This is a genomic window from Paenibacillus sp. FSL H8-0079 (genome assembly GCF_037991315.1).
Classification (GTDB): domain Bacteria; phylum Bacillota; class Bacilli; order Paenibacillales; family Paenibacillaceae; genus Paenibacillus.
This window is the reverse complement of sequence record NZ_CP150300.1, coordinates 4,683,964-4,707,123: the sequence shown is the minus strand read 5'-3', so window position 1 is coordinate 4,707,123 and position 23,160 is coordinate 4,683,964. Positions and strand designations below refer to the sequence as shown.

Below are 23,160 nucleotides of genomic sequence, written 5' to 3'. Positions count from 1 at the left end.
AGAAATACGATATGACTGAATTTATCAACGCTGACGATATTAATGACGTAATCCTGGCTGCGGCGGCAAATGAGCTGGAGCAGATGGTGGACAAAATGTGTGAGCTGATTGGCACGCCTTTGGAACAGACGACAGAACTGGAGCGTCAGGTGATGGCTGCTTTTGGTTTTGGCGCGGTGTATGGCATCACGCATCGGGATCAGCTGGCGGAGCCGCAGGCGCATGCACTTAGTATCCGGATGCTGATTAAACCGTTTAACTACAGTGAACAGCAGGCGGTCGATTTTGCGGATGACCTGATTCGAGTGGCTTCTGACCGGGAAGTTCATCCGGTGATGAACACCATTATTCATCGCGGGATCGATGGGCACCATCAATTTAATCAGGAAGACGATGAAGGGCTGGCTCGTAACATTCAGGAGATTTTAACAGCGGTTCAATCGCAGCAATAGACGAGTTTTATTGAGTTTTATTAGATTTGGGGAGTGATCGCATTGGATCTGATGAAATTAAGCAAGGAACTCTCATACGCTCTGCGCCATGCCCCATGGGAGTATGAGCTGGAGCTGGACGAAGAGGGTTGGGTGGAAATTTCGCAATTGCTGGTGGCTTTGCATGAAAGTCCGCAGTGGAAGGAAGTGACGGAAGACGATCTGGAGCAGATGATCCAAGCCTCGGAGAAAAAGAGACATGAGATCTCTTCAGGCCGCATCCGGGCATTGTATGGACATTCCACTCCGCACAAGATATCCAAGTCACCTGCTGAGCCACCGGAAAACCTTTACCATGGTACCCCGGCATGCGCCGTGAATTCCATTATGGAACATGGCTTACAGCCGCGGCAAAGGCAATATGTACATCTGTCCGCAGATATCGATACAGCCAATCAGGTGGGGCGAAGACGTGATGATCAGCCTGTTATTTTGAGAATCAATGCTGCTCAAGCGGCCATAGATGGAATCCTCTTTTATCATGGAAACGAAAATATCTGGCTGGCCGATCATATTCCGGCACGTTATATTCTGGAGGCATGACCTATGAGCAATGAGCGATGAACTGTCGTGGAAATTACAAACACCTACATCGAATTGCAGTCGCAAATGAATGGGTTGAGAGTATAGTTATCCGTTCAACTTTTATATCGTTGTATTGATCTTCAGCTACACCAAAAAGGGACGCATCCAACATTCGTTGGTGTGTCCCTTTCTCATATCCAAAACTTACTTGCCTACAATTGCTTTGATACCTTCGCTTAGTGGCTGAGCCGGACGGCCAAGCAATGTTTCCAATGTATTACTTTCTACAGCCAGTGCGCCTTCACGAATGGCACTTTGCATATCAACGAGCATGGATACGACAAAGTCCGGTAGACCTGCACCTTTCATGATGTCAGCGTAAGCGGTATCGTCCACGTTTTGCACGTTGATTTCCTGTCCAAGCACTTCACCAACAATGGCAGCCAGCTCAGCTTGAGTGCGCAGTTTGCCAGACAATTCATACACAGTATTTTCATGTCCTTCACCTGCAAGTACAGCTGCGGCAGCATGAGCATAATCACTGCGGGTAGCCCAGCCTACTTGGCTTTCGTTGGTGGCATGAACCCAAGGTGCGCCTTGCGTAGCTGCTTGCACGCTGCCTGCTTCATTTTCCAGGTACCAGTTATTGCGTAAGAGGGAATAAGGAATGCCAGACTCACGAATAGCCTGTTCTGTAGCGCGATGTACTTCAGCCAGGGAAAGGGTGTTTTTCTCTGCATTCACAACGCTTGTATAAGCGATGAAGCCCACGCCTGCGCTCTTGGCAGCGTCAATGGCAGCCTGATGTTGGCGAATACGCGTTTCATTGTCACCATCGGTGGAAATGAGCAACAGACGATCTACTCCCGCAAAGGCTTTTTCCAACGTCTCCGGTTGATCGAAATCACCGTGACGAACGTCAACACCTTGAGCGTGGAGAGCTTCCGCTTTCTCCGGATTACGTACACTTACTGCCAAATCTTTGGCAGAATCTGTTTTTAACAATGCCTTTACGACCAGTGAACCCAATTGACCTGTTGCGCCAGTAACCAAAATTTTCATTTTCTTTTCCTCCTATGATATGTGTTTTGTTTGCATATGGTTGTAATCAAAAATGTTATAACAGGTGTGATTACAACAAAAGGGTTAAAAAAAGCTCACAATGAGCTTTTTTTATTCAGAGACATGAATCTGATCCATCATCTGCTGTATGGTTACACGATTCAAGCGCTGTTCCATGGCTGTCTGAGCCTCAATGAGTTCGGCACGTAAGGTGTGTTCGATCATATTGCCCACCGGACATTTCGGGTTCGGATGTTTGTGAAAGTTAAACAATTCCCCATCCTCCACGACCTCAAGCGCTCGATATACATCGAGAAGGGTAATGTCCGCCGGATCTTTCAACAAGGAAGCACCGCCCACACCAGGTCTGACGTCGATCAGACCCGCCTGTTTCAGCTTGGACATAATCCGCCGAATAATCACGGGATTCGTATTCACACTCTGAGCGATAACATCTCCGGTGCATTCATTGGGCATAACAGCGATCAGGGACAGGGTATGAACCGCAATGGAAAAGCGACTGCTGATTTGTCTCATGGATGATCACCACCGTTGTAACCATAATAGTTACAAAATGATTTGATGTCAACTAGATCTTTTAACCCTTAACAGCCCCTGAAGTTATTCCCCCAACAATATACTTTTGCCCTATTAGGAAGACAATTAACACAGGCAATGACGTAAGTACAATATCTGCACTGACCAGATTCCACTGGGCACTGAATTGTCCAAAGAAGTTATATACAGCTAGCGTCATCGGCCACATTTCCACCGTGTTGAGCATATAGAGCGGAGCAGTGAATTCATTCCAGACACTCAGGAAGTTCAGGACAAATACCGTCACCAGCACCGAGGTTAACAACGGCACAATGATTCGCAGGAATAGCTTGATCCCATTACATCCGTCCATAATGGCCGCTTCATCCAGCTCCTTCGGGATGTTAGACACGAATGCATACGTAATGAACAGCGAGATCGGAATGCCCATGGCCGTGTAGAGCAGAATCATGCCGACATGTGAATTGATCATACCCATCGACTTCATGACTTCCATCAGCGGAATGTAGTTGAGTGGCAGCGTAATGCCAAGAATCAGGAAGAAGTACAGAAACTTGCTGAGCTTCGAATGGTTACGAGATAACGTGAAGGCCGAGAAAGCCACAACAAACACCAATAGCAGGGAAGAAGCTCCGGAATGCAGCAGACTGTTGAAAAAAGAACCGCCCAAATGTCCCTGTTCATAGACAATTTTGTAATTTTCGAAAATAAACTTCTCGGGCAGCGTCAGCTTCAGCACTTTGGCCTCGGCATCCGACTTGAATGAATTCAGTACAATGACGACAAAAGGAATCAGGACCACCAGGCTAAGCAGCCAGGCGAGTACATTTAACCCGATCGAAGCCAATCTTTTTCTCAATCGCATGTCAGTATTCCACCTTTCGGTTCATCAAACGAATGATGAAGAAGGAGATGATCGCCATGATGACAAACAGGATGGTGGAAAGTGCACTTCCGAGTCCCCAATATCCTTTGGCAAAAGAGGAATAGACCGCAGTGTTAATGACATCTGTCGCGTTACCGGGCCCACCGTTGGTTAGCACGTATACGGCATCGAAAACTCTCAGTCCGTATGTAATATTGAGCACCGTGGCAATGGTAATGGTAGGCATCAGCATTGGAATCGTGATCCGGAACAGCTTCTGCCCGAATCCTGCGCCGTCAATGGACGCTGCCTCGTAGTAATCGCGGGGAATGGCAAGCAGTCCGGCTATGAACAGCACCATGATGTATCCCATGCCTTTCCAGGTGTCCACCGCCATAATGGATGGCATGGCCCAGGTCAGGGAACCCAGCCAGTTCTGGGCGAGAACGTCCAGTCCCATGGAACGCAGGGTCACGTTAACGAACCCGTTGTTGGGGTCGAGCAGACTTTTGAACACGAGTCCAACAATCAGGAACGACAGCACCTGTGGGGAGAAGATAATCATCCGATGCAGATTCGCGGCCTTTACACCGCTGACCAGCAGCAGGGCCAGAAACAAGCCGAGAACCGTCTTGGCGATGGATGTAACCAGGGTGAACAAGACTGTATTTTTGATAAAAAGCAGATAGGTGGGATCACCCGCGAGAATAGTGCGGAAATGCTCCAGACCAATAAAGTTCTTCTCCGAACTATAGCTGTTCCAGTCGGTGAAGGAATAATAGATGCCCAGCAGGGCGGGAGCGACAATGAACAGCAGATATAACACAATCGCTCCAGATGAGAAATACCAGGGATAGATTTTGTTCGCATTCATAATCCGTAACACCTTTCCTTCCTGCCAAAATACACAAGCGGGCGAATGCCCGCTGCATGTAACGCTATTCAGCGTTTATGTTTATCTGAAAGATACGCTATTATTGCCACGCTTCATCCTTCAACACTTTGGCTTGTTCAGCCCGGCGTTTATCGATATTTTGCAGAATCTGATCCGGTGTCATTGCGCCAGCGAACATGCCTGACAGATCCTTGCCGATATCCATCCATTGTGGATCAATATATTTCACAGCGGCCTGCATGACCGTACCTTTTTCATGATTTTTCTCATAATCAATATAGTCCTGTGTCAGCTTCGGTTCGATTTCCGGCCAGCAGATCGTCAGGTTACCTTCACCTTCATCGAACACACGTTGCAGATGATCATGCTCGGTAATCCAACGGAAGAATTTCAGCACTTCTTCGGGATGTTTACTGTTCTTGTTGCCGAACATCGCAGCCGATCCGCCCGGGTTCACGCCAATCGTCTGATTGTCACCCCATGGCATGACGAAGAATCCCATGTTGTCTTCCATTTCCGGATACGCTTCGGACACTTCCTTTTCCGTACCTGGCACCCGCAGCAGCATAGCCGCTTTCTCCTGACCAAACGCTTCAATTCCCGCTTCAACTGTATTGGACAAGAAGTCTTTGCCGAAATAACCGAGATCCGCAAATTCCTTTAACTGCTCAATGACCGTCTTAAGCTGTGTCATATCTGCTATTTTCATCTCATTATTGTTCAGCTTCTCATAGGTTCCTGCTGTTGTTTGCTCATAGTTAGGCCCCGTTTCGAACAAAGGCAGAACCTGATACCACCCGCTGGCAGGTGCCTGATAGAACGGAATGATGTCTTTATCTTTAATTTTCTGGCTGATTGCCTTGAATTCCGCATAGGATGTAGGAGGCTCAATGCCAAGCTCTGCGAAGATACGTTTGTTATAGTACACATACCAGATTTTCGATGGGGCAAAAGAAACCCCGTATACCTTGTCATTGTGACTGACGGTTGGCAAAATCTCTTCGGACATCCGACCTGTGAATTCCTCATTGGTCAAGTCAATGGCATTTTCCTCCGGTCTTACGTTAGCCGGCATGCTCAGTGGGTCCACATCGACATTGAAAATGTCAGGTGCTTCGCCAGAGGCAAGCTTCACCTTGATCAGGTCCCGCCACTGTGCGTCAGGTACGACCTGGAAATCAATTTTGACCCCGGTCTCCTGCTCATATTCCTTGGCCATCGTCTGCATAATGCCTGTGCGAGGAATACCAGATTGACTCGTTCCAAACGTGAGTGTCACCTTACCCGAACCTTCAGCACTTTTCCCTGAGTTGCATCCGGCAAGTAGCAGGGTGGAGAGCAAGAGCACACTTGCAAGCGAAAATAGAAATCGTTTTCTCATCATTGAACCTCCCGGAATATAAAGAAAATTGTCACTTGCCGAAACGCTTAATGTAAGCGTATTCTTATGTGGATAACTTTACTGCGAAGAACGAATGCGCTCAATAGACAAAAGCGTTCTGTTGGGTGGACATTTTCGATGGGTGTAACCAATATCATCATAGGACGAGGTGTGTGGGGATTGCGGTATCGATTTGGAACGCTTCAGCAAAGTCTGTTTGCCTATTACTCTGCGGTATTTATTATCTTTTCGCTGATTGTGGCTGGGCTTTTGTATGTTTTTCTCGCAAGTGACATTCGTCATCGAAGTGAAGAACAGCAGAAACAACTGGGGGTATCGATTGTTGGCAATCTGGATCAGGAAGTGGTGAAAATGAACAACTTCTCCATGAATATCGTGTACTCCAATCTGGTAAAGGAACACTTCAGTCACTACTTGGCACCAGCGGAGGACAGTGAACAGACACTGACGAGTGACCCCGCATTGTACAAAGATACAACCACACTGATTGACGTCATACTGGCGATCATCAGCAGCTCCAATACAGCCAAGCAGGCCAATATCTATGATGTGAACGGCAAGATGCTGGGAGCGGGTGCATTCAACGGTCAACTGTCGATGGATCTGACTCAGCGACCTTGGTACAAGGAAACCTGGGAGCGGAGTGGCTGGCGAGTGATCCGTCTGTTAGAGGGGGGAGCTTTACCCATGCCAACAGGGGAGGGAAAGTCAGAACAACCCTACATATCGCTTACCCGGGTATACAAAGATGGCAATTATGTCAGCCAGGGCGTGGTTGAGATTTTGCAGGATGCCGGAACCCTGTTCCAGCATTTGAATGACTTGCAGGCGGGTAACGATGAGCTTCGCATCTATGTGATGGATGAACAAAATACACGGTTATATCCGCTTTCGTCGGGCGCCGATGCTTCCGAAGCAGGCTATTTCGATGATGTGGACTTGATTCAACATCGTACATTTCCCACTGATACCATGCAAGAAGTAACCGATCCTCTCGATCATTCCAAGCAAATGATGACGTATATGACGTCACAGGAGACGGGATGGACCGTTGTTGTCATGCAGTCGAAGCAGTCCCTTTTCGCCAGTCTCAACCGGATGGCTGTGATGTTTATTGGTGCCACATTAGCTACTCTCATGCTGATTCTGGTTCTCTCGTATCTGATCTCCAAACGGGTTACTTTGCCGCTGCATCGCTTACAGCGCATTATTCAGAAGACGGGTGAGAACGATCTGATATCAGGTCAGGCTTCGGCACATTTGTTCAAGCTGGAGCATCCCGGTTCCATCCGGGAGATGGATGAGCTGAATGATACGTTTATCCGGCTGAATCAGCAACTTGTACAATCTTTTCAGGACAGGCTGGCGATGAAATCCCAGGAGACAGAAGCGAGATTACTGGCGTTACAATCCCAGATGAACCCGCATTTTCTCTACAACAACATCACGAATATTAGCATCATGGCGGAAGAAGGCATGAATGAGCAGATTGTCGCTTTCTGTGGTCATATTGCATCCATGCTCCGTTATATTTCTACTCCGGGTAAGAACGGGGTTCCACTGTCTCAAGAACTGGATTATTGTGAGCGATATCTGGAGTGTATGAAAATTCGGTTCGAGGATGATCTGCACTATGCGTTCCATATTCCGGATGAGATGCAAAATATCCAGGTTCCGATGCTGATGGTACAACCACTACTCGAAAATGCCATGAAATATGGACTGGGTGATACCCCTCCATGGAGACTGAACATTACTGGAGCTATGGATGCGGTACAGGAGACTTGGATGATCCACGTGGACGATAACGGGCCTGGCATGGAACCCGAGGCACTTGCCAAGATCATGCATTACATCAAACAGTCACAGGAGTGGGAGCGTATGCCCGATCTTGAAATTAACGGTATGGGACTCAAGAATATCTGGGTCCGATTGAAATTATGGTATGGCACTGCAGCCCACATGCAGATTACAAACAAGCCTTCCGGCGGTGTCCAGATTACCATAGGTGGTTCCATTCGAAAGGAGCATGACTGAACCCATGACGATTAAATACAGAACGATTATTGTGGAGGACGAGGCCTTGATTCGCCGCAATGTATCGCGCAAATTTAGGGAGCTGGGCACCCGGTTCGAGGTGATCGGTGAGGCGAGGAACGGTCAGGAAGCGTTACAGCTGATCGAACATTCCGTTCCTGACCTGGTTGTAACCGATATTCAGATGCCAGTAATGAATGGATTGGAACTGGCCAAATATCTGTATTTTGCCTATCCGCATGTAAAGATTGTCATTCTGAGTGGTTATCATGAATTCGAGTATGCACGGCAGGCAATCAGCTACAAGGTGGAGGATTATCTGCTCAAACCATTGTCGGAAGAACAGCTTCGTACACTGCTCGATGCAATGGAATTGAAGCTTGGGAGCGCAGTGGATTCGCTTGCCCATGTCAGTGCCGTGCTGGATGAGCAGGTGAAGCCAGAGGACATCGCAGAGGCCGTTAAGCTGTATTTGAAGCAGAATTACATGCATGAGATTACGCTTCAGGACATGGCAGGGCAGATGCATTTTAGTGTGGACTATCTAGGGAAGTGTTTTAAGAAAGTAACAGGGGAGACTCCACTGAAATATATGACAGGCCTGCGAATGAATGAAGCGAAGCGCATGCTCGTCACGCACGAAAATATGGATATCAAGACCATTGGCGTAGCGGTAGGGTATAGTGATTCCCACTATTTCAGCCGAATCTTCAAAAACAAAACCGGAATGTATCCTAGCGAGTATCGACTGCAATTACAGGAACGAAAAAAAGCCCTGTCCATGGATGATGAGCACCATGTTGACTTGAGCTGATTACTGGGCCAAAGCTTCTTCGGTTATTTTGCGAATATCAAACGGGGAGCGAATACCTTCATCGATCATGTCAGGGAGAATCTGTTCTAGGAAATACTGCACACAGTGGAGGTCGATATTTTTGATTTTGATCAAGGCATAACGGTACATGACGATAAATTCTTTCTCCGTATTGCCACGTTGGAGCTCGGCAAAGGCTTCATATACCTGATCCATCTTGTCTGCGACTTCGAGAATCAGTCCTTCGACCGATTGGTCTTTGCCTTCACGTAGCTGTCTGCGGAAAATAGGCTGGAACTCTTCAGGGATGTTTTCATTAATAAAATGTTCAACCATGCCTTCTTCCACCTTTTGCAGCATCGAACGAAGCTCCAGTGAATAATGTTTGACTGGTGTTTTGATATCACCGATGAAGATTTCGCCATAATCATGACTGCTGGTGATTTCGTATAACTTCTTCCAATCGATGGTGACTCCATGTTGCTCCTCAATATCTGCGAGGGTTTTGGCGTACTGTACGACTTTCCAGGAATGGGCGGATACGCTGTGTTCTTCGAATTTGAATTTGCCAGGTGTACGAATAATACGTTCAAGATCGTTTAGTGACCTGAAGTACGTGTGGATTCCCATATAAGCGTTCATCCTTTGCTGGTTGAGTATAAGTGTGAGTATCCATCGACTATACGCCAACTATGTCAACTGTGGATTAACGCGGATAGCATCAAAGGTAAAATGAATTTTTAATTTCTCTATATAAGGACGAGAGGATGAAAGGGAAACGTCCGAGAGAGTAGCAGCTTATCGACAAACAATAAAAAGCCACGATGTGTGACTGAACGTGAGTTCGGCATCCATCATGGCTTCAGTGTGTAGATGTTGTGCTCTAGGCTACATAAGTGCAGTTGAATCAAAAATTATGATTTTTTTCGTACCGGCGAAGTATACCAGTACGCCATGCCGACAAAGAGGGCACCGCCGATGATATTACCAAGTGTCACCGGAATCATGTTATGGAACCAGCCTGCCATCGTGATCGTATCTGGGTGGTTTGGCAGCAACCAGGATAAAGACAGCAATGTCATATTGGCAACACTGTGCTCATAGCCACTTGCGATAAATGCGTACAGACACCACCAGATGAGAACAAGTTTGGCGATATCCTCTTTGGAGCGTGCCGCCATCCAGATCGCCAGACAGACGAGCCAGTTACAGAGAATGCCGCGGAAGAACAACTCGGATACGGGAGCGGCCATCTTTTTGGCAGATACGACGAATAACAGATGTTCCGGCGTAGCCGTTTTGAACAGGCCGCTACCGACTATCAGCAGACTGAGCAGAATCGCACCGAGCAGGTTGCCGACAAAGACGAGCCCCCAGTTCTTCAGCGTATCGTTAACTGTAGTTCGGCCTGCCAGCGTACTCATGGTAAAGAACATATTGTTACCTGTAAACAGTTCCGATCCGGCAAAGATGACCAGCGTGAGCGCGAGTCCGAAGGACATGCCCATCAACATGGTTTGCAGTGGTGACTGTGCTGCAAGGAGCGGAGCACCAATACTGAAGATCAGAACGATGCCAAGTCCTACATAGGCACCAGCCATCAAGGCAGCAACCATGTAACGTGGCAGGCTTGCGTTCATTTGATCCCGTTTTTTAACCGCAGCTTCAATAATTCCCTCAACACTTGGTGTATACATCACGGTTTCCCCCATTATTTTGCATCAATCTTTGAACGTTTCAATGGAGCTATATTTCGATCCAGACCTGGCCGTTCTCTACCTTTACCGGATACATCTGTACTTGACCATTGTCTGGTGCCTGCACAAGACCGGTAGTCAGGTCGATTTTCCAATCATACAGTGGGTCGTACAGATAATGCCCGGACACAATGCCTTCAGCCAGTGGCCCACCCTTAGGGTGGGGGTTGTGATTATCCGCAGCGAAGATGGTACCATCCGATGCAAGAAAGACAGCAAGCTGATGATCCTGGATTTCAACTACTCTTCCGATTCGTGGCAGGAATTCTTCAACTACTCCGGCAGGGAAGTAGGTGCCTGATTGTTTTGTCGTCATCTTAAACCACTCCTTATCTATTTAACATTCCGCCAGTATTGATCTTGCGTGCTTGTTTATGGACGAGCCGATACTTCGATACCATGGAACATTTTGCTTTGGCCTTCTTCATTGCGAATCGCTTTTTGCCAAGGTTCTTCAACATGCTCAAGTGCAAATTCAATCCGCTCCATCAACGCTTTACGTTCCTCAAGGTTATCGACGACAATCGAGCGAATATGCTCCAGACCCATGCGTTCCACCCACTCGGAAGTCCGTTCCAGATAGTTACCTGTCTCGCGGTAATATTGCATGATGGCTCCGCACAGTTCGATCAACTCTTCATCCGTTTTCACTTTGCATAGGGAATCAGCAAGTCTTGCTTTAATACCGCCGTTACCGCCGATAAAGATCTCCCAGCCGCCGTCGTTACCTACGATACCAATATCTTTTGTACATGCTTCTGCACAGTTCCGCGGACAACCGTTCACGGCATATTTAAACTTAGCGGGCAGATCCAGACGTTCGAATTTACGTTCGATGCGAGCACCCATGGCCATGGAATCCTGTGTACCGAAGCGGCAGAATTGGGAGCCGACACATGTTTTGACCGTTCGCAGCGATTTGGCGTATGCATAACCTGAAGGCATATCCAGTTCAGCCCAGACTTTAGTCAGATCTTCTTTTTTGACACCAATCAAGTCGAGACGCTGACCGCCAGTCACTTTGACTGCTTTCACATCATATTTGACGGAAACGTCAGCGATGCGTTTGAGGTCTGCTGGTGTAGTCACCCCGCCATACATCCGAGGTACAACCGTGTATGTTCCATCTTTTTGAATATTCGCGTTCATGCGTTCATTAACAAAACGGGATTCCTTCTCATCTTCGTGCGTATCCGGTGCAATCATGCCAAGGTAATAGTTGATAGCCGGACGACATTTGGAACAACCTTCAGGTTGGCTCCAACCGAGTACATTCATGACCTCTTTGGTTGTTTGTAATCCTTTTTCACGAATCTCGGCTACGATCTCATCTCGGCCCATAGAAGTACATCCGCATATTCCCTGTTTGGCACCACTGCTGAAGCCGTCTCCGAGCACGTATTGCAGAATTTGTTCCACAACTGGTTTACATCCACCACAAGAGCGGGTTGCACCGGTACAGGCTTTGATTTCATCTACAGTGGTAAGGCCCTGGTTTGTAATTACATCGACAATAGTTCCTTTGGTGACCCCGTTACATCCGCAGACGATCTCGTCCTCGGGCATCGTTTCAACAGAGGTTGCTTTCTTATGACCGCCGCAGCCTGTGCCCATGAGCGAACCGTACAATTCCTCGGTCATTTCGGTTTGATTTTTGATCAGTTTTTGCAATTCGGCAGAATCCGTAATGTCACCGAAGAGCACGGCACCGACCATTTTATTGTCACGAAGCAGAATTTTTTTGTAAGTCCGTTTCCAGTCATCTTTGTGCGAAATGACGGTGTGCTCTGGACTGTCGATGAATTCACCAGTTGAAAAGACGTCCACACCCGAAATTTTTAATTTCGTGGATACAACAGAACCTTCATAAGGAGCCGTTTCAACTCCGCAGATATGTTTCGCCAGAATCATACCTTGCTCGAATAATGGGGCAACGAGGCCATAACATACCCCGCGGTGCTCTGTACATTCCCCGACCGAATAGACATTCGCAAGTGAAGTCTGCATATAGTCATTCACGACAATACCCCGGTTCACTTCCATACCGCTTTCGCGGGCTACAGCCGTATTGGGTTTAATGCCTACAGCCATGACCACAAAATCAACATTGAGTACAGAATCATCAGCAAAACGAATCCCTTCGACCCGTTCGCCGCCCAGCAGTTCGGAAGTCTGCGCACCCATCTTGAATCGGATACCCTGACGTTCCAGTTCTGCCTTCAACATGGCTGAAGCTTGCGGATCAAGCTGACGTTCCATCAGATCCTGCATCAGATGCACTACGGTAACTTCCATGCCAAGTTGTACCAGACCTTTCGCAGCTTCAAGACCCAGCAGTCCGCCACCGATAACGGCCGCTCTTTTGTACTGTTTAGCAGCGTCGAGCATCACATTACAATCGGCGATATCGCGGAAACCAACGACACCTTCTTTGTCATGTCCCGGTACCGGCAGAATGAAGGAGTTGGAGCCAGTCGCAATGATGATTTTGTCATAAGTGAAGCGATTTCCATCCTCCGTAACGACCTCAAGCGTATCCGAATCAATTCGGGCTACAGTTGTTCCTGTATGGAGAGTAATACCATAATCCTCATACCAGTGGAGATCATTCAGCACGATGTCATCCAGTGTTTTGCTACCTTCCAACACATAGGACAACATAATGCGGTTGTAGTTAGGGTAGGGCTCTGTACCAAAAACAGTAATATCGAATCGCGAAGTTAATTTCAAAATTTGTTCAACCGTACTGATTCCTGCCATACCGTTACCAATGATAACGAGTTTCTCTTTTTTTCCGTTCATGTGTGTATGCCTCCTTGGATAGACGCTGTACATTACCAACAATTTTAGTGGTTTATATTTGAAATTATACAAGTAGTTGACGACAGTTTATGTGATTTAATTCACTAATAAAGATAGAAGAGTCATAAATATAATAGTGTGAGCCCCATCACAGAAAGTTATATTTTTTTCATACAAATAAGAAATGCGAACTATTGTTCTTATTTTGTTTTCGTTGTAAAATCGGAACTGGGCCATATATGTTCCCTATTTCTTCGAAAGGAAGTTTTTGCATCATGATGGGAAGATCCCACCTGATTATTGGGACAGGCGTATCGCTATCTGTTCTGCAGTTGGCTGGTATGCCGGTGACTGCGCCGGCAGTTACGGTTGCTCTGATTGGTTCGTTATTGCCTGACATCGATGAGCCGAATTCGCTGTTGGTATCGAGAGCTTTACCTAATAGTCTGATCAGGCTGTTACAGACGATTCTGTTGCCCACAGCTGTCTTCGTGTACTTTTATGTTCATGCCAAACCGTGGAACCTGTTGCTTGCGATTCTCATTGCGCTCGTATCATTTCTGCCCTCACGTTCGCTTCGCAAAGTACTGATGTTTGCGATTGGACTTGGGCTGGTCTTCTATGGTCACGCGTTCGCACCGTGGAACTTGATTGCAGGCAGTTTGTTAATGCTCTGCACCACACTGACTCATAGGGGACTGACTCATACTCTGTACGGAACCGCAATATGGGCGGGCTTGCTTTACAGCACGACCCAGCAGCAGGGACCGGAGATCTGGGTAGCGGGAGGTACAGCATATGCGATGCATCTGTTGGCTGATTCACTAACCAATCGGGGGATTCGTCCGTTACCACCGTTCAAGTGGCGCATACGGGTGAATCTGATGAGTACAGGAACCAAGCGTGGAGCCGTTGTGGAGAATGTCTGCATTGTGCTTACCCTTATTTTGGCCTGGATTGCATTCTCACCGCTATTTCTCTAGTCATCCAAAAACGCCAGTCCACTAAACTGTGGACTGGCGTTTACAACAGGTATGAAGTTCGTACTGCAATGGATTGTATTATCTGTGCGACGATTCAGGATTGAGAAGGTGCATCGGTAAGGCTGTCAATATCTGAAGATCCAAATACAAATAAAACAACGAGAATGACGATGATCAATAGCTCTGCGAACCCATTTCCATCAAAGTCAGACATCACTTCAACCTCATTTCTTGGCGTTTAGGAATTGATTCTCTGTTGGAATGCCCGTATCACATCATTCAATGTCATATCGCCACCGATCTCATCGAGGAATTGCACCAGTTTGTCTTGATTTGACGGTGTAACATTTTGAAGCGTTTTATATTGCCCGACCAATTCAACGACCAGTGTAGCTTCTCGAAACAACGTGACCGCATCCACTCTTAACTTCCCACTTACTAGTAATGCTGCAACGATAAGTTCCAGATTTCTTCCTTTAAGGTTGCCATTGAGAAGGGTGTTTGCGGCATTTGTTTTTTTGGAGCCCTTATTCGATTTTCCATTCCTTCCCACTGCCATAACAGGTCCCCCGCTGCTTGGTGTTTAATTCATCTTCCGTTATTGTATCTTATGTGTAATTTCCTATAATGTTCGGCCTATTAATCTACGTACGTTGAACTAAAGAATATTTACACTCGCCATTTCGATGACAGAATAGCCTTTCTGTGTAAATGTGTTCAGCTGATATCGTTGTGGATATAAAAAAAGAGACCTCCCGATATAATTAGGAGGTCTCTTGTCAATTATTACGCGTTATTAATTATGGTATTCATTGTTGTCCGATCCAGACCCTTCACCAGCTTCACAATCAGCTCTTTGGCTGCATCGTAGTCGTCTGTATGAATGATGGAAGAAGAGGTGTGAATATAACGAGCACAGATCCCAATAACCGTTGATGGTACGCCAATTCCACTCAGGTGAACTTGACCTGCATCGGTACCGCCTGGTGAGATGAAATACTGCATTTTGATCTGATTGGATGAAGCTGTATCTTGCACGTACTCCACCATTCCGCGATGAGTGAACATACCCGGGTCAAAAATACGAAGTAATGCCCCTTGTCCGATATGTCCAAAGGACTGCTTGTCACCTGTCATATCATTCGCCGCGCTACAGTCGAGTGCGAAGAAGATATCAGGCTGAATCAGATTGGCCGCCGTACGTGCACCGCGAAGCCCTAGTTCTTCCTGTACTGTTGCACCAGCATAGAGTGTGTTTGGCAGTTTTTCCTTGTGGAGTGCTTCAACCAGTTCAAGTGCAAGTCCTACGCCATAACGATTATCCCAAGCTTTTGCCATAATTTTCTTCGGATTGGCCATAGGTGTGAATTCACAGATCGGCACGATCTGCATCCCCGGATGAATGCCCCAAGATTCTGCTTCCGCACGGTTGTCTGCTCCAATATCGAGATACATGGTGTTCAGGTCAACAGGTTTGCTCCGCTGGGACTCGTCCAGCAAGTGTGTAGGTGTAGAACCTACAACTCCGGTAATGCGGCGATCAGGTGTGATGATTTCCAGCCGTTGAGACAGTACAGCCTGACTCCACCATCCACCCAGTGGACGGAATTTGACCATACCTGTTTCAGTAATGCCTGTAGTCATGAAACCTACTTCGTCAAAGTGTCCGGCTACCATAACTTTGGGACCGGATTCCTCTCCGCGTAATACACCAAAAAGACTTCCCAGTCGATCCTGGACGAATTCCTCGGTATAAGCGGAAAGCTGCTCTTTCATCCAGCCGCGAAGCTCACGTTCAAAACCGGATGCGGAAGGAAACTCCGTTAATGTACGGAACATATCCATCGTTTTTTCATTCATGTGTCAACAACTCCTCTGTCGGTATGTAGTTCAGGTCACAGTAGAACGGCTACCCGCCTGTTGTCCTTTAATATGCTGAGGACTTGTTATTTAACCACTGGTCACATAACAGTATGAACCTTGCGCAAGTGATTGTCCATGTTTATGTCACGTATTTAAGGCATGTTTTGGGCTCGTATCATGTCAGAATTTCAGTATTCTATCCGCTGTAGTCGCAGTCCTGATGACACGGCAATGAATATGAATATATGGAGGAGATGTCATCATTTTTTGAATTTCTTCATGATTAATATTCGCTTGTCTGTAACAGGAAGGAGCCAGGATATCAGATGAAGCCTCCGGAAGAAGGCACGGAAAAAGTACTGTTTATCGTTCTTTTTATCTTGCTCGTGATCGTTCTTCTTTATTTATAGAACGTAACTGAATAAGTGTTCAGTCCGGCGTAATCCAATCCTGCTTCCGCGGCATGTCCCTGTTGGAAACATATGCTGTCTGTCGCCGGATACATAACCTTCCGATCATTAACAAACAATGAATAGAGGATTACACACATTGGCATTCAGCCGCAGCTTTGATCCATTTTCACATAGAGGAGGTCTTGTATCTTGCCAGCTCAATCTGCATCCGGAAGCGAAAAAAAAACATCGTCCCTGTCCATCGATGAAAAGGAGTACAAGAAAGTCGCCAAAAAACATGAGCCGCCTCGTCCGATCCTGAAGAACTGCCTCAAGGCATTTCTGGTTGGTGGAACCGTCTGCTTGATCGGACAGGCCATTCAAGAGGCTTTTATGGCCGGTTTCGACATGACATCGAAGGAGGCTTCCAGTCCTACGGTGGCGGTCATGATTCTCATATCGGTTATTCTAACTTGTCTCGGTGTTTACGATAAAATGGCACAGTGGGCAGGAGCAGGAACGGCTGTGCCGGTTACCGGATTTGCCAATTCCATGTGCTCTGCTGCACTGGAACATCGTGCTGAAGGACTGGTGCTCGGTGTAGGGGCCAACATGTTTAAACTTGCTGGTTCTGTTATTGTGTTCGGTGTCGTGGCAGCATTTGTCGTAGGGATCGTTTATGCCTTTTTGGGATTCGGAGGTGGACATCTATGAAGCGATTGGGTCGCCAAACGTGGCAGTTTGAGAATCGTCCACGAATTATCGGTAAAGCGGCAGTTGTAGGACCTGATGAAGGCAAGGGTCCTTTGTCATCTGATTTTGATTACGTCTATGACAATCTTGAGATCGGCGAGAAGACGTGGGAAAAGGGAGAACGCAAACTGCTCGAACAGGCCTCCCAACTGGCTTTGGTTAATGCCAATATTACCAAGGAAGAGCTTCACTTTTTTGTCGGTGGAGATCTGATGAACCAGATTATCAGTAGTTCTTTTTCAGCGCGAAAACTGGGTGTACCTTACCTGGGGGTCTTTGGAGCCTGTTCTACTTCCATGGAAACGTTAGCGCTAGCGTCGATGATTGTTGACTCGGGAGCTGGCGATTATGTTCTTGCAGGAACGGTCAGCCACAACTGCACGGTCGAGAAACAATTTCGTTATCCGACCGAATATGGCTCCCAGAAGCCGCCTTATGCGCAATACACCGTAACAGGAGCAGGGTGTGGTGTAGTCTCCCGTACCGGTGATGGTCCTGTAGTTACCAAAGCCACTATTGGGCGCATTATGGATTTGGGCATCAAAGATCCCTTCAACATGGGTTCAGCGATGGCACCGGCAGCAGCCGACACCCTGATCTCGCATTTCAGAGATACGGGATTGGAGCCTGGTTATTATGATCTCATTGTTACCGGGGATCTGGCTTCCGTCGGTCTGCCAATTACCAAAGAACTTTTGCAAAAAGAAGGCATTCCGATGGAACAGACGGTTTTTAATGACTGCGGCCTGATGATCTATGATCGGGAGAAACAGCCTTATGTTGTTGCCGGGGGGAGTGGATGCGGATGTTCTGCTACCGTAACCTACGGTCATATTTTGAATCGAATGCAGAAGGGTGATCTTAAGCGTGTGCTCGTCGTTGCTACCGGGGCACTGTTGTCTCCGATTTCGTACCAGCAGGGTGAAAGTATCCCCTGTATTGCTCATGCGGTAGCCATAGAAAAGGAGGGATAAAGGTCATGCAGTTCTTGTGGGCATTTATCGTTGGCGGTTTGATCTGTGTTGTGGGGCAACTTCTTATGGACGGTGTCAAACTGACACCGGCACATACCATGAGCACACTTGTTGTGGCAGGTGCGCTTGCGGATGCATTTGGCCTGTACGACCCCTTGGTTAAATTTGCAGGTGCGGGTGCTACCATCCCCATTACAAGTTTCGGCAATTCCTTGGTGCATGGGGCATTGACGGAACTGGAGAAAGAGGGGTGGCTTGGTGTCATTACGGGGATTTTCGATCTGACCGCGGCAGGGATTTCGTCAGCGATCATCTTTTCTTTTCTCGCCGCATTGGTGGTTAGGCCAAAAGGCTGACATAGAATGGAATATCTACTTGAACATAATTGCGATTCAGCAAAGGCTTCGGATAACTTCTATCCGGGCCTTTTTTGTCGTCTTCATGCGTGAACTGCGGTGAATCTGACGGCTGGAAACAAATTGTGAGTTCCTTCGAGTGTACTCACGCCCGTGGATCATGTACAATAAAAGGAAATCTGTATGCTTTTTTAGGAGGTTAGACCACATGCCTGTGCGCAAAGAGTCGATCCAAATCATATCCGCAGTTCGTTCGAATCTGGAATCCTGCATTATGGGGAAATCCTTTGAAATTCAACTTTTACTTACAGCTTTGCTTGCAGGCGGGCACGTTCTGATTGAAGACGTACCGGGAACTGGCAAAACGCAGTTGATCAAGGCACTATCGAAATCCATGCGCGGAGAGTACCGACGCATTCAATGTAATCCTGATATTTTACCAAGTGATATTACGGGCGTATCCGTGTTCCACCCGAAGGATGAGCGTTTTTATTTCCGTCCAGGTCCCGTGATGACCAACATTTTGCTGGCTGACGAGATTAACCGGGCGACCACGAAAACCCAGTCCGCTCTGCTCGAAGTCATGGAGGAGCGCAGTGTAACTGTTGATGGGGACACGTATGATCTGCCACACCCGTTCATGCTTTGTGCAACTCAGAATCCGATTGATTTTGAAGGTACGTACACATTGCCGGAAGCGCAACTTGACCGGTTTATGTTGAAAATAAGTCTCGGTTATCCCGATAAAGAAATTGAGAAAACACTGCTCAAGACGCATCAGTTGGGTCAGCCTGTAGATCGGCTTGAATCGGTAACCCATATGGACCAGATCGCGGCAATTCAACAAGAGATTAAGGAAGTCTTTATCGGTGATCCGGTCATGGACTATCTGCTGGATGTTGTTCGTCAAACCCGCTCCCACCCATCTGTATTGCTGGGTGCCAGCCCACGGGCAGCCATATCCTTCATGATGGCCGTAAAAGCCTTTGCTTTCCTGCAGGAACGTGATTATGTGCTGCCGGATGATGTGAAGACGATGGCCCCTTATGTAATCTCTCATCGTATTGTGCTTCGTCCCGAATCGAGACTGGACAGTATGAGTTCCGAGGCCGTTCTGAATGCCGTACTCCAGCAGGTACGCGTGCCCGTCTCCATGGGGCAATAGTTTATGAAGCCGCTTTTGAGTACAGTCAATAGAGGGCTGCGCCACCCACGCGTATGGAGCATCGCAATGGTGTGGATGTGCTGTCTGGCTTATGTTTTGTTTCAGGGCGGGAAGACATCACTCATGTTGCTGTCGATGGTTACCCTGCTCTGTGTGTACCTTGCCATTGCTGGATTTAGCGGAGTAAGACGTGCTCAAGGAGTACGTAAGCTATCCTCTGGTCTGGACCACGAAGAACTGCTGCATGCAGGTGACCAGGTTCAAGTACAGCTGAGTCTGACGATTCCGGGATTCCTCCCGCTTCCCTATGTGGTAGTACGTGAAATGCTGCACCGGCATAACGGAGAATCCTGGTCATTCAAAGAAAGTTTGATTCCCAATATGCGAGGAAATGGCGAGCTGTCTTTCCAGACACCGCCACTTGAGCGGGGCAAGTATGTTTTTTCGGAAACAGAATGTGCCAGTGAGGACATATTTGGACTGATTGAACATCGAGGAAAGTTTAAGGCCAAAGGTGAGTTTCGAGTACTGCCAAGAACGGTATTTATTCCATATTGGCAGCTCTACGACCGCAAATCACGGTTATCCGGTCCGCAGACAGCTCTAACCCGCTCGCGGAGAGAGACCACTCAGATCAATGGTGTACGTGATTACGTATACGGAGATCGACTTTCTCGTATTCACTGGAATGCAACGGCGAAGACGGGGAACTGGAAGTCCAAGGAATTCGAGCATGAGTCTGTGCCCAAGACCATTCTGGTTCTCGATGCACTGGCAGCAAGTTATGAACATGGGGAAGCATTCGAAATTGCTGTGTCTACTGCTGCTTCTCTGCTGGAGTATGGTGCCAGGGAACGGATGGGGATGGGCTTATTGACATTGTCAGAGGAGACATCCTTTATGGCCCCCAGTGAAAGTCTGCTGGAACGACAGAAGATGATGCATCATCTGGTGGATATTCAGTATAACGGGCAGGATGCCCAGCTGTTGCCTGGGGTGGAAAGAATAGCTCGTCAACTTCCCCAGGGAGCTTATTTTGTTGTGATTTCTCCTCAGAAGGATGAAAAAATATTGGAACTGTTGCGCTGGGCCGATACGCGGGGCATGACGCCATGTCATATTCTGATCGATACCAGTGAATCCCGCCGCAGTGCGGAGTGGAATGCCATGTTGCGTGGAAGAGGTACGAGGTCATTCGCGGTTTCTCACTTGCAGGAGCTTCCAACGGTGATGGGGGGAGGTTCTGTATGAGTACAAAAGGAAATGAAAGTGTTGCAGGCAAACGATCCTGGTATCATGCAGCATCATTGCTCTGGATTTTCCTGATTGGAATGCAGTGGATTTCATTTACGCAGGAATCCTGGTATACGGAGACGACTTCTCTGGTGTTATGGACACTTGCAGCGGTCAGTGTGCTGGAGGTCATTCTGCCCTTCAAAACGATCTATCGGGCGATCATCAAGGCGGTCGTTGTTGGTTACATTTTGCATAAAACGCTGATTGATTATACGGTGTACATCCCTTATGGCTCTTTAACGGACCGAGCGGAACAATTCATATTACACATGACGCCGTACATCTGGTTCTCCCTGTGTGCATGGGTGATGCTTGAAGCTGCGCTTCGACTCGTGACCACCACACGTCGCATTCTTGTTTTTCTGGGTGTTAACATCATTTCGATGGGGATTCTCGATTCTTTCACTCAGATTCCACTCTGGATTGAAATCGCGTGGGTGATCTTTGCGGGGATGGGATGGCTCGTATGTCAGCATTTCCGTAACTATCAGCTACAGTATCCACAAGGTTGGAAACGAATCATCCGTTATCCTTATAAAATCCTGGCCAATATTGCCATTATCTTTTCTTTGATTATTGTAGCCAGCGTCAATATGCCGGAGATTCCACCCACCTTGACGGACCCATATACGGCTTGGCGTAACTATACCGGAACTTCCACAAGTCAGGCTGGTAACGGAAGCCTTGATATCCCGGCGGCTACTGAATCGGGATACAGCAGGGAAGACAATCAGCTTGGTGGAGGATTCAACTTCGACTATACCCCTGTCATGTCTGTCACGACCAATGAGCGTAGTTACTGGCGCGGTGAGACACGTGCAGAGTATACAGGCACAGGCTGGGATGACCGTGGACGGGGTGCGACAGAGAATGTTGAAGCCGGACAGCCTCTGGAGAACCAAGAATCCGGTAATGTGAATACCAAACAAGTAACTCAGAACGTAACGATGCTGAATGATAACGTCTATCCGATTCTCTTTGGTGCTTATTCGATCTCTGAAGTGAGTTCGATTAACGGTGAGGACAGAACGGAACGTATGCTGTGGAATGCCGAACAGGCTGAACTGCATGTAGTGACAGACCGTCAGCAACCACAGTATCCCAAGACATACACCATCCTATCTGAAGCCCCTGTGATTGTGGAAGATGAGCTTCGTACGAAGTCTTTTGATGATCTGTATAACAGTAATCCGGCAGAGGATATGTACTTGCAGTTACCATCCCGTTTCCCTAACCGGGTTTCGGATCTGGCAGCCGAGATAACGGCGTCTGCGAATACCCCGTATGAAAAAGTGGCATTACTGCAAAACTATTTACAAACTAATTTTGAATACACGAACAATCCGGATTTATCTCGAAAAGTAAGCAGCGACTTTGTGGAAGGCTTCCTGTTCGATATTATGGAAGGCTACTGTGACTACTTCTCTACTGCGCTGGTTATGATGGCGCGTTCGGAGGGCATTCCTGCAAGGTGGGTTAAAGGTTATGCGCCTGGACAACTGTCTCTGAATTCGGACATGCAGGCCCCGCGTCAACCTGGCGCAGAGATTGAGACGACCTACACCGTTACGAATGCAGATGCACACTCCTGGGCAGAGGTTTACTTTGGTGAGTATGGCTGGATTCCCGTTGAAGCAACGCCGGGCTTTGATATGCCGCTGCTCACGGAACAGCCTGATGTACAGCCTGTAGATGAGCCTGAAGAACAGCCAGAAGAGGAGCCGGTACAAGAGGAAGAGCAGACCCCTGCACCTGAGCAGGCATCGTCTGCCATCCCGACTTTTATTATCTGGGCTGCAGGAGCCATTATTGTATTGTGGGTAGCATATATGTTCTGGCGTAATCGTTTCTCCATGCGATTCCTCCTGCTTCGTTTGCGGACAGGTGGACCGCTCACCCCTGAACAGAAGGTGGTGGCAGAGACCGAGCGTTGGATTCAATATGTGAAACGCAAAGGTCTGACCCGGAGCGGAGACGAGACACTTCGTGAATCGGTAACTCGCTGGAGCCAGGCAAAACCTGCTGCAGCAGGGACATTGTATGAGCTTCTCACGAAGTTTGAACAGACTCGCTACAGTCCGGCGTCCGTAACTGCCGACGACTGGAAGGGTGTTTATCAGACCGCCTTGAAGCTGCGGAAGGAACTGAAAGCGGAACGGGCATAGTTGTT

22 protein-coding genes are annotated in these 23,160 nt (G+C 47.7%); 11 read left to right on the top strand and 11 right to left on the bottom strand.

The genetic code is table 11. From position 1 onward, the window contains the following. Positions 1-11: 11 nt before the first annotated feature. Together imm48 and MHI06_RS21090 are read left to right on the top strand one after the other, a co-directional pair. Entirely contained in the window at positions 12-452 is a 441-nt protein-coding gene (gene imm48, locus MHI06_RS21095; RefSeq protein ID WP_062835582.1) for an Imm48 family immunity protein, read from the top strand. Between the two features lie 42 nt (positions 453-494). Continuing rightward, the gene (locus MHI06_RS21090; protein WP_340398976.1) at positions 495-1,034 is read left to right on the top strand and encodes an RNA 2'-phosphotransferase; all 540 of its coding nucleotides are present in this window, start codon (positions 495-497) and stop codon (positions 1,032-1,034) included. A gap of 186 nt (positions 1,035-1,220) precedes the next feature. Here the strand turns inward: MHI06_RS21090 and MHI06_RS21085 are convergent, their stop codons facing one another. The 5 genes from MHI06_RS21085 to MHI06_RS21065 all read right to left on the bottom strand — a co-directional run bounded on the left by MHI06_RS21085 (position 1,221) and on the right by MHI06_RS21065 (position 5,780). Further along, positions 1,221-2,078 (bottom strand): SDR family oxidoreductase, encoded by an 858-nt coding sequence (locus MHI06_RS21085; protein WP_340398975.1) that lies wholly within the window; start codon positions 2,076-2,078, stop codon positions 1,221-1,223. A 111-nt stretch (positions 2,079-2,189) separates the two neighbouring features. Then, positions 2,190-2,615, bottom strand: coding sequence for an Rrf2 family transcriptional regulator (locus MHI06_RS21080; protein WP_036668516.1), 426 nt, complete (start codon positions 2,613-2,615; stop codon positions 2,190-2,192). Between the two features lie 61 nt (positions 2,616-2,676). Further along, positions 2,677-3,501: a carbohydrate ABC transporter permease gene (locus tag MHI06_RS21075; RefSeq protein WP_340398974.1), complete on the bottom strand. Its 825-nt coding sequence runs from the start codon at positions 3,499-3,501 to the stop codon at positions 2,677-2,679. Between the two features lies 1 nt (position 3,502). Next, positions 3,503-4,375 carry a sugar ABC transporter permease gene (locus MHI06_RS21070; RefSeq protein ID WP_017687164.1) on the bottom strand — a complete coding sequence of 291 codons (873 nt, stop codon included), beginning with the start codon at positions 4,373-4,375 and terminating at the stop codon, positions 3,503-3,505. A 100-nt stretch (positions 4,376-4,475) separates the two neighbouring features. Beyond that, positions 4,476-5,780, bottom strand: coding sequence for an ABC transporter substrate-binding protein (locus MHI06_RS21065; protein WP_340398973.1), 1,305 nt, complete (start codon positions 5,778-5,780; stop codon positions 4,476-4,478). A 135-nt stretch (positions 5,781-5,915) separates the two neighbouring features. Between MHI06_RS21065 and MHI06_RS21060 the strand changes: the two genes are divergently transcribed. Together MHI06_RS21060 and MHI06_RS21055 are read left to right on the top strand one after the other, a co-directional pair. Further along, positions 5,916-7,835 (top strand): histidine kinase, encoded by a 1,920-nt coding sequence (locus tag MHI06_RS21060; protein WP_340398972.1) that lies wholly within the window; start codon positions 5,916-5,918, stop codon positions 7,833-7,835. Next, positions 7,828-8,649 carry a response regulator gene (locus MHI06_RS21055; protein ID WP_340398971.1) on the top strand — a complete coding sequence of 274 codons (822 nt, stop codon included), beginning with the start codon at positions 7,828-7,830 and terminating at the stop codon, positions 8,647-8,649. Before MHI06_RS21060 ends, MHI06_RS21055 begins: the two co-directional genes overlap by 8 nt. On the opposite strand, the gene MHI06_RS21050 is transcribed toward MHI06_RS21055, so the two are convergent. From MHI06_RS21050 to nirB, 4 genes are all read right to left on the bottom strand, one after another. After that, positions 8,650-9,279: a YfbR-like 5'-deoxynucleotidase gene (locus MHI06_RS21050; RefSeq protein WP_340398970.1), complete on the bottom strand. Its 630-nt coding sequence runs from the start codon at positions 9,277-9,279 to the stop codon at positions 8,650-8,652. A 284-nt stretch (positions 9,280-9,563) separates the two neighbouring features. Further along, the gene (locus MHI06_RS21045) at positions 9,564-10,346 is read right to left on the bottom strand and encodes a formate/nitrite transporter family protein (RefSeq protein ID WP_169481212.1); all 783 of its coding nucleotides are present in this window, start codon (positions 10,344-10,346) and stop codon (positions 9,564-9,566) included. Between the two features lie 49 nt (positions 10,347-10,395). Then, positions 10,396-10,722, bottom strand: coding sequence for a nitrite reductase small subunit NirD (gene nirD / locus MHI06_RS21040; protein WP_017687170.1), 327 nt, complete (start codon positions 10,720-10,722; stop codon positions 10,396-10,398). Positions 10,723-10,778: 56 nt separating this feature from the next. Beyond that, complete coding sequence (gene nirB, locus MHI06_RS21035; protein ID WP_340398969.1) at positions 10,779-13,208, bottom strand: nitrite reductase large subunit NirB; 2,430 nt, start codon at positions 13,206-13,208, stop codon at positions 10,779-10,781. A gap of 275 nt (positions 13,209-13,483) precedes the next feature. On the opposite strand from nirB, the gene MHI06_RS21030 reads away from it, so the two are divergent. After that, positions 13,484-14,191, top strand: a complete 708-nt coding sequence (locus MHI06_RS21030; protein ID WP_169481210.1) for a metal-dependent hydrolase — start codon at positions 13,484-13,486, stop codon at positions 14,189-14,191. Between the two features lie 238 nt (positions 14,192-14,429). Here MHI06_RS21030 and MHI06_RS21025 read toward each other — a convergent pair whose 3' ends face one another. Then, positions 14,430-14,750: a hypothetical protein gene (locus MHI06_RS21025; RefSeq protein ID WP_062835571.1), complete on the bottom strand. Its 321-nt coding sequence runs from the start codon at positions 14,748-14,750 to the stop codon at positions 14,430-14,432. Positions 14,751-14,977: 227 nt separating this feature from the next. Continuing rightward, on the bottom strand, positions 14,978-16,051 hold the full coding sequence (locus MHI06_RS21020) for a M42 family metallopeptidase (protein WP_340398968.1): 1,074 nt from the start codon (positions 16,049-16,051) through the stop codon (positions 14,978-14,980). 602 nt (positions 16,052-16,653) lie between these two features. Here MHI06_RS21020 and spoVAC point away from each other — a divergent pair. The 6 genes from spoVAC (at position 16,654) to MHI06_RS20990 (ending at position 23,155) form a co-directional block, all read left to right on the top strand. Continuing rightward, positions 16,654-17,160 (top strand): stage V sporulation protein AC, encoded by a 507-nt coding sequence (gene spoVAC / locus MHI06_RS21015; protein WP_340402160.1) that lies wholly within the window; start codon positions 16,654-16,656, stop codon positions 17,158-17,160. Next, complete coding sequence (gene spoVAD, locus MHI06_RS21010; RefSeq protein WP_169481209.1) at positions 17,157-18,173, top strand: stage V sporulation protein AD; 1,017 nt, start codon at positions 17,157-17,159, stop codon at positions 18,171-18,173. Before spoVAC ends, spoVAD begins: the two co-directional genes overlap by 4 nt. A 5-nt stretch (positions 18,174-18,178) precedes the next feature. Continuing rightward, complete coding sequence (gene spoVAE / locus MHI06_RS21005; RefSeq protein WP_169481208.1) at positions 18,179-18,529, top strand: stage V sporulation protein AE; 351 nt, start codon at positions 18,179-18,181, stop codon at positions 18,527-18,529. 208 nt (positions 18,530-18,737) lie between these two features. Beyond that, on the top strand, positions 18,738-19,694 hold the full coding sequence (locus MHI06_RS21000; protein WP_169481207.1) for a MoxR family ATPase: 957 nt from the start codon (positions 18,738-18,740) through the stop codon (positions 19,692-19,694). Positions 19,695-19,697: 3 nt separating this feature from the next. Continuing rightward, positions 19,698-20,945: a DUF58 domain-containing protein gene (locus MHI06_RS20995; RefSeq protein ID WP_340398967.1), complete on the top strand. Its 1,248-nt coding sequence runs from the start codon at positions 19,698-19,700 to the stop codon at positions 20,943-20,945. Next, on the top strand, positions 20,942-23,155 hold the full coding sequence (locus tag MHI06_RS20990) for a transglutaminase domain-containing protein (RefSeq protein WP_340398966.1): 2,214 nt from the start codon (positions 20,942-20,944) through the stop codon (positions 23,153-23,155). The genes MHI06_RS20995 and MHI06_RS20990 overlap by 4 nt, the downstream gene beginning before the upstream one ends. Positions 23,156-23,160 lie beyond the last annotated feature (5 nt).

Excerpts from the sequence above, each read along its gene's own strand:
- MHI06_RS21065 (WP_340398973.1), bottom strand. The coding sequence starts at position 5,780 with ATGATGAGAAAACGATTTCTATTTTCGCTTGCAAGTGTGCTCTTGCTC.
- MHI06_RS21020 (WP_340398968.1), bottom strand. The coding sequence starts at position 16,051 with ATGAATGAAAAAACGATGGATATGTTCCGTACATTAACGGAGTTTCCT.
- MHI06_RS21070 (WP_017687164.1), bottom strand. The coding sequence starts at position 4,375 with ATGAATGCGAACAAAATCTATCCCTGGTATTTCTCATCTGGAGCGATT.
- nirD (WP_017687170.1), bottom strand. The coding sequence starts at position 10,722 with ATGACGACAAAACAATCAGGCACCTACTTCCCTGCCGGAGTAGTTGAA.
- imm48 (WP_062835582.1), top strand. The coding sequence starts at position 12 with ATGACTGAATTTATCAACGCTGACGATATTAATGACGTAATCCTGGCT.
- spoVAD (WP_169481209.1), top strand. The coding sequence starts at position 17,157 with ATGAAGCGATTGGGTCGCCAAACGTGGCAGTTTGAGAATCGTCCACGA.
- MHI06_RS21050 (WP_340398970.1), bottom strand. The coding sequence starts at position 9,279 with ATGGGAATCCACACGTACTTCAGGTCACTAAACGATCTTGAACGTATT.
- MHI06_RS21000 (WP_169481207.1), top strand. The coding sequence starts at position 18,738 with ATGCCTGTGCGCAAAGAGTCGATCCAAATCATATCCGCAGTTCGTTCG.
- nirB (WP_340398969.1), bottom strand. The coding sequence starts at position 13,208 with ATGAACGGAAAAAAAGAGAAACTCGTTATCATTGGTAACGGTATGGCA.
- MHI06_RS21055 (WP_340398971.1), top strand. The coding sequence starts at position 7,828 with ATGACTGAACCCATGACGATTAAATACAGAACGATTATTGTGGAGGAC.
- MHI06_RS20990 (WP_340398966.1), top strand. The coding sequence starts at position 20,942 with ATGAGTACAAAAGGAAATGAAAGTGTTGCAGGCAAACGATCCTGGTAT.
- MHI06_RS21085 (WP_340398975.1), bottom strand. The coding sequence starts at position 2,078 with ATGAAAATTTTGGTTACTGGCGCAACAGGTCAATTGGGTTCACTGGTC.
- MHI06_RS20995 (WP_340398967.1), top strand. The coding sequence starts at position 19,698 with ATGAAGCCGCTTTTGAGTACAGTCAATAGAGGGCTGCGCCACCCACGC.
- spoVAE (WP_169481208.1), top strand. The coding sequence starts at position 18,179 with ATGCAGTTCTTGTGGGCATTTATCGTTGGCGGTTTGATCTGTGTTGTG.
- MHI06_RS21075 (WP_340398974.1), bottom strand. The coding sequence starts at position 3,501 with ATGCGATTGAGAAAAAGATTGGCTTCGATCGGGTTAAATGTACTCGCC.
- MHI06_RS21045 (WP_169481212.1), bottom strand. The coding sequence starts at position 10,346 with ATGTATACACCAAGTGTTGAGGGAATTATTGAAGCTGCGGTTAAAAAA.
- MHI06_RS21030 (WP_169481210.1), top strand. The coding sequence starts at position 13,484 with ATGATGGGAAGATCCCACCTGATTATTGGGACAGGCGTATCGCTATCT.
- MHI06_RS21060 (WP_340398972.1), top strand. The coding sequence starts at position 5,916 with ATGGGTGTAACCAATATCATCATAGGACGAGGTGTGTGGGGATTGCGG.
- MHI06_RS21080 (WP_036668516.1), bottom strand. The coding sequence starts at position 2,615 with ATGAGACAAATCAGCAGTCGCTTTTCCATTGCGGTTCATACCCTGTCC.
- MHI06_RS21025 (WP_062835571.1), bottom strand. The coding sequence starts at position 14,750 with ATGGCAGTGGGAAGGAATGGAAAATCGAATAAGGGCTCCAAAAAAACA.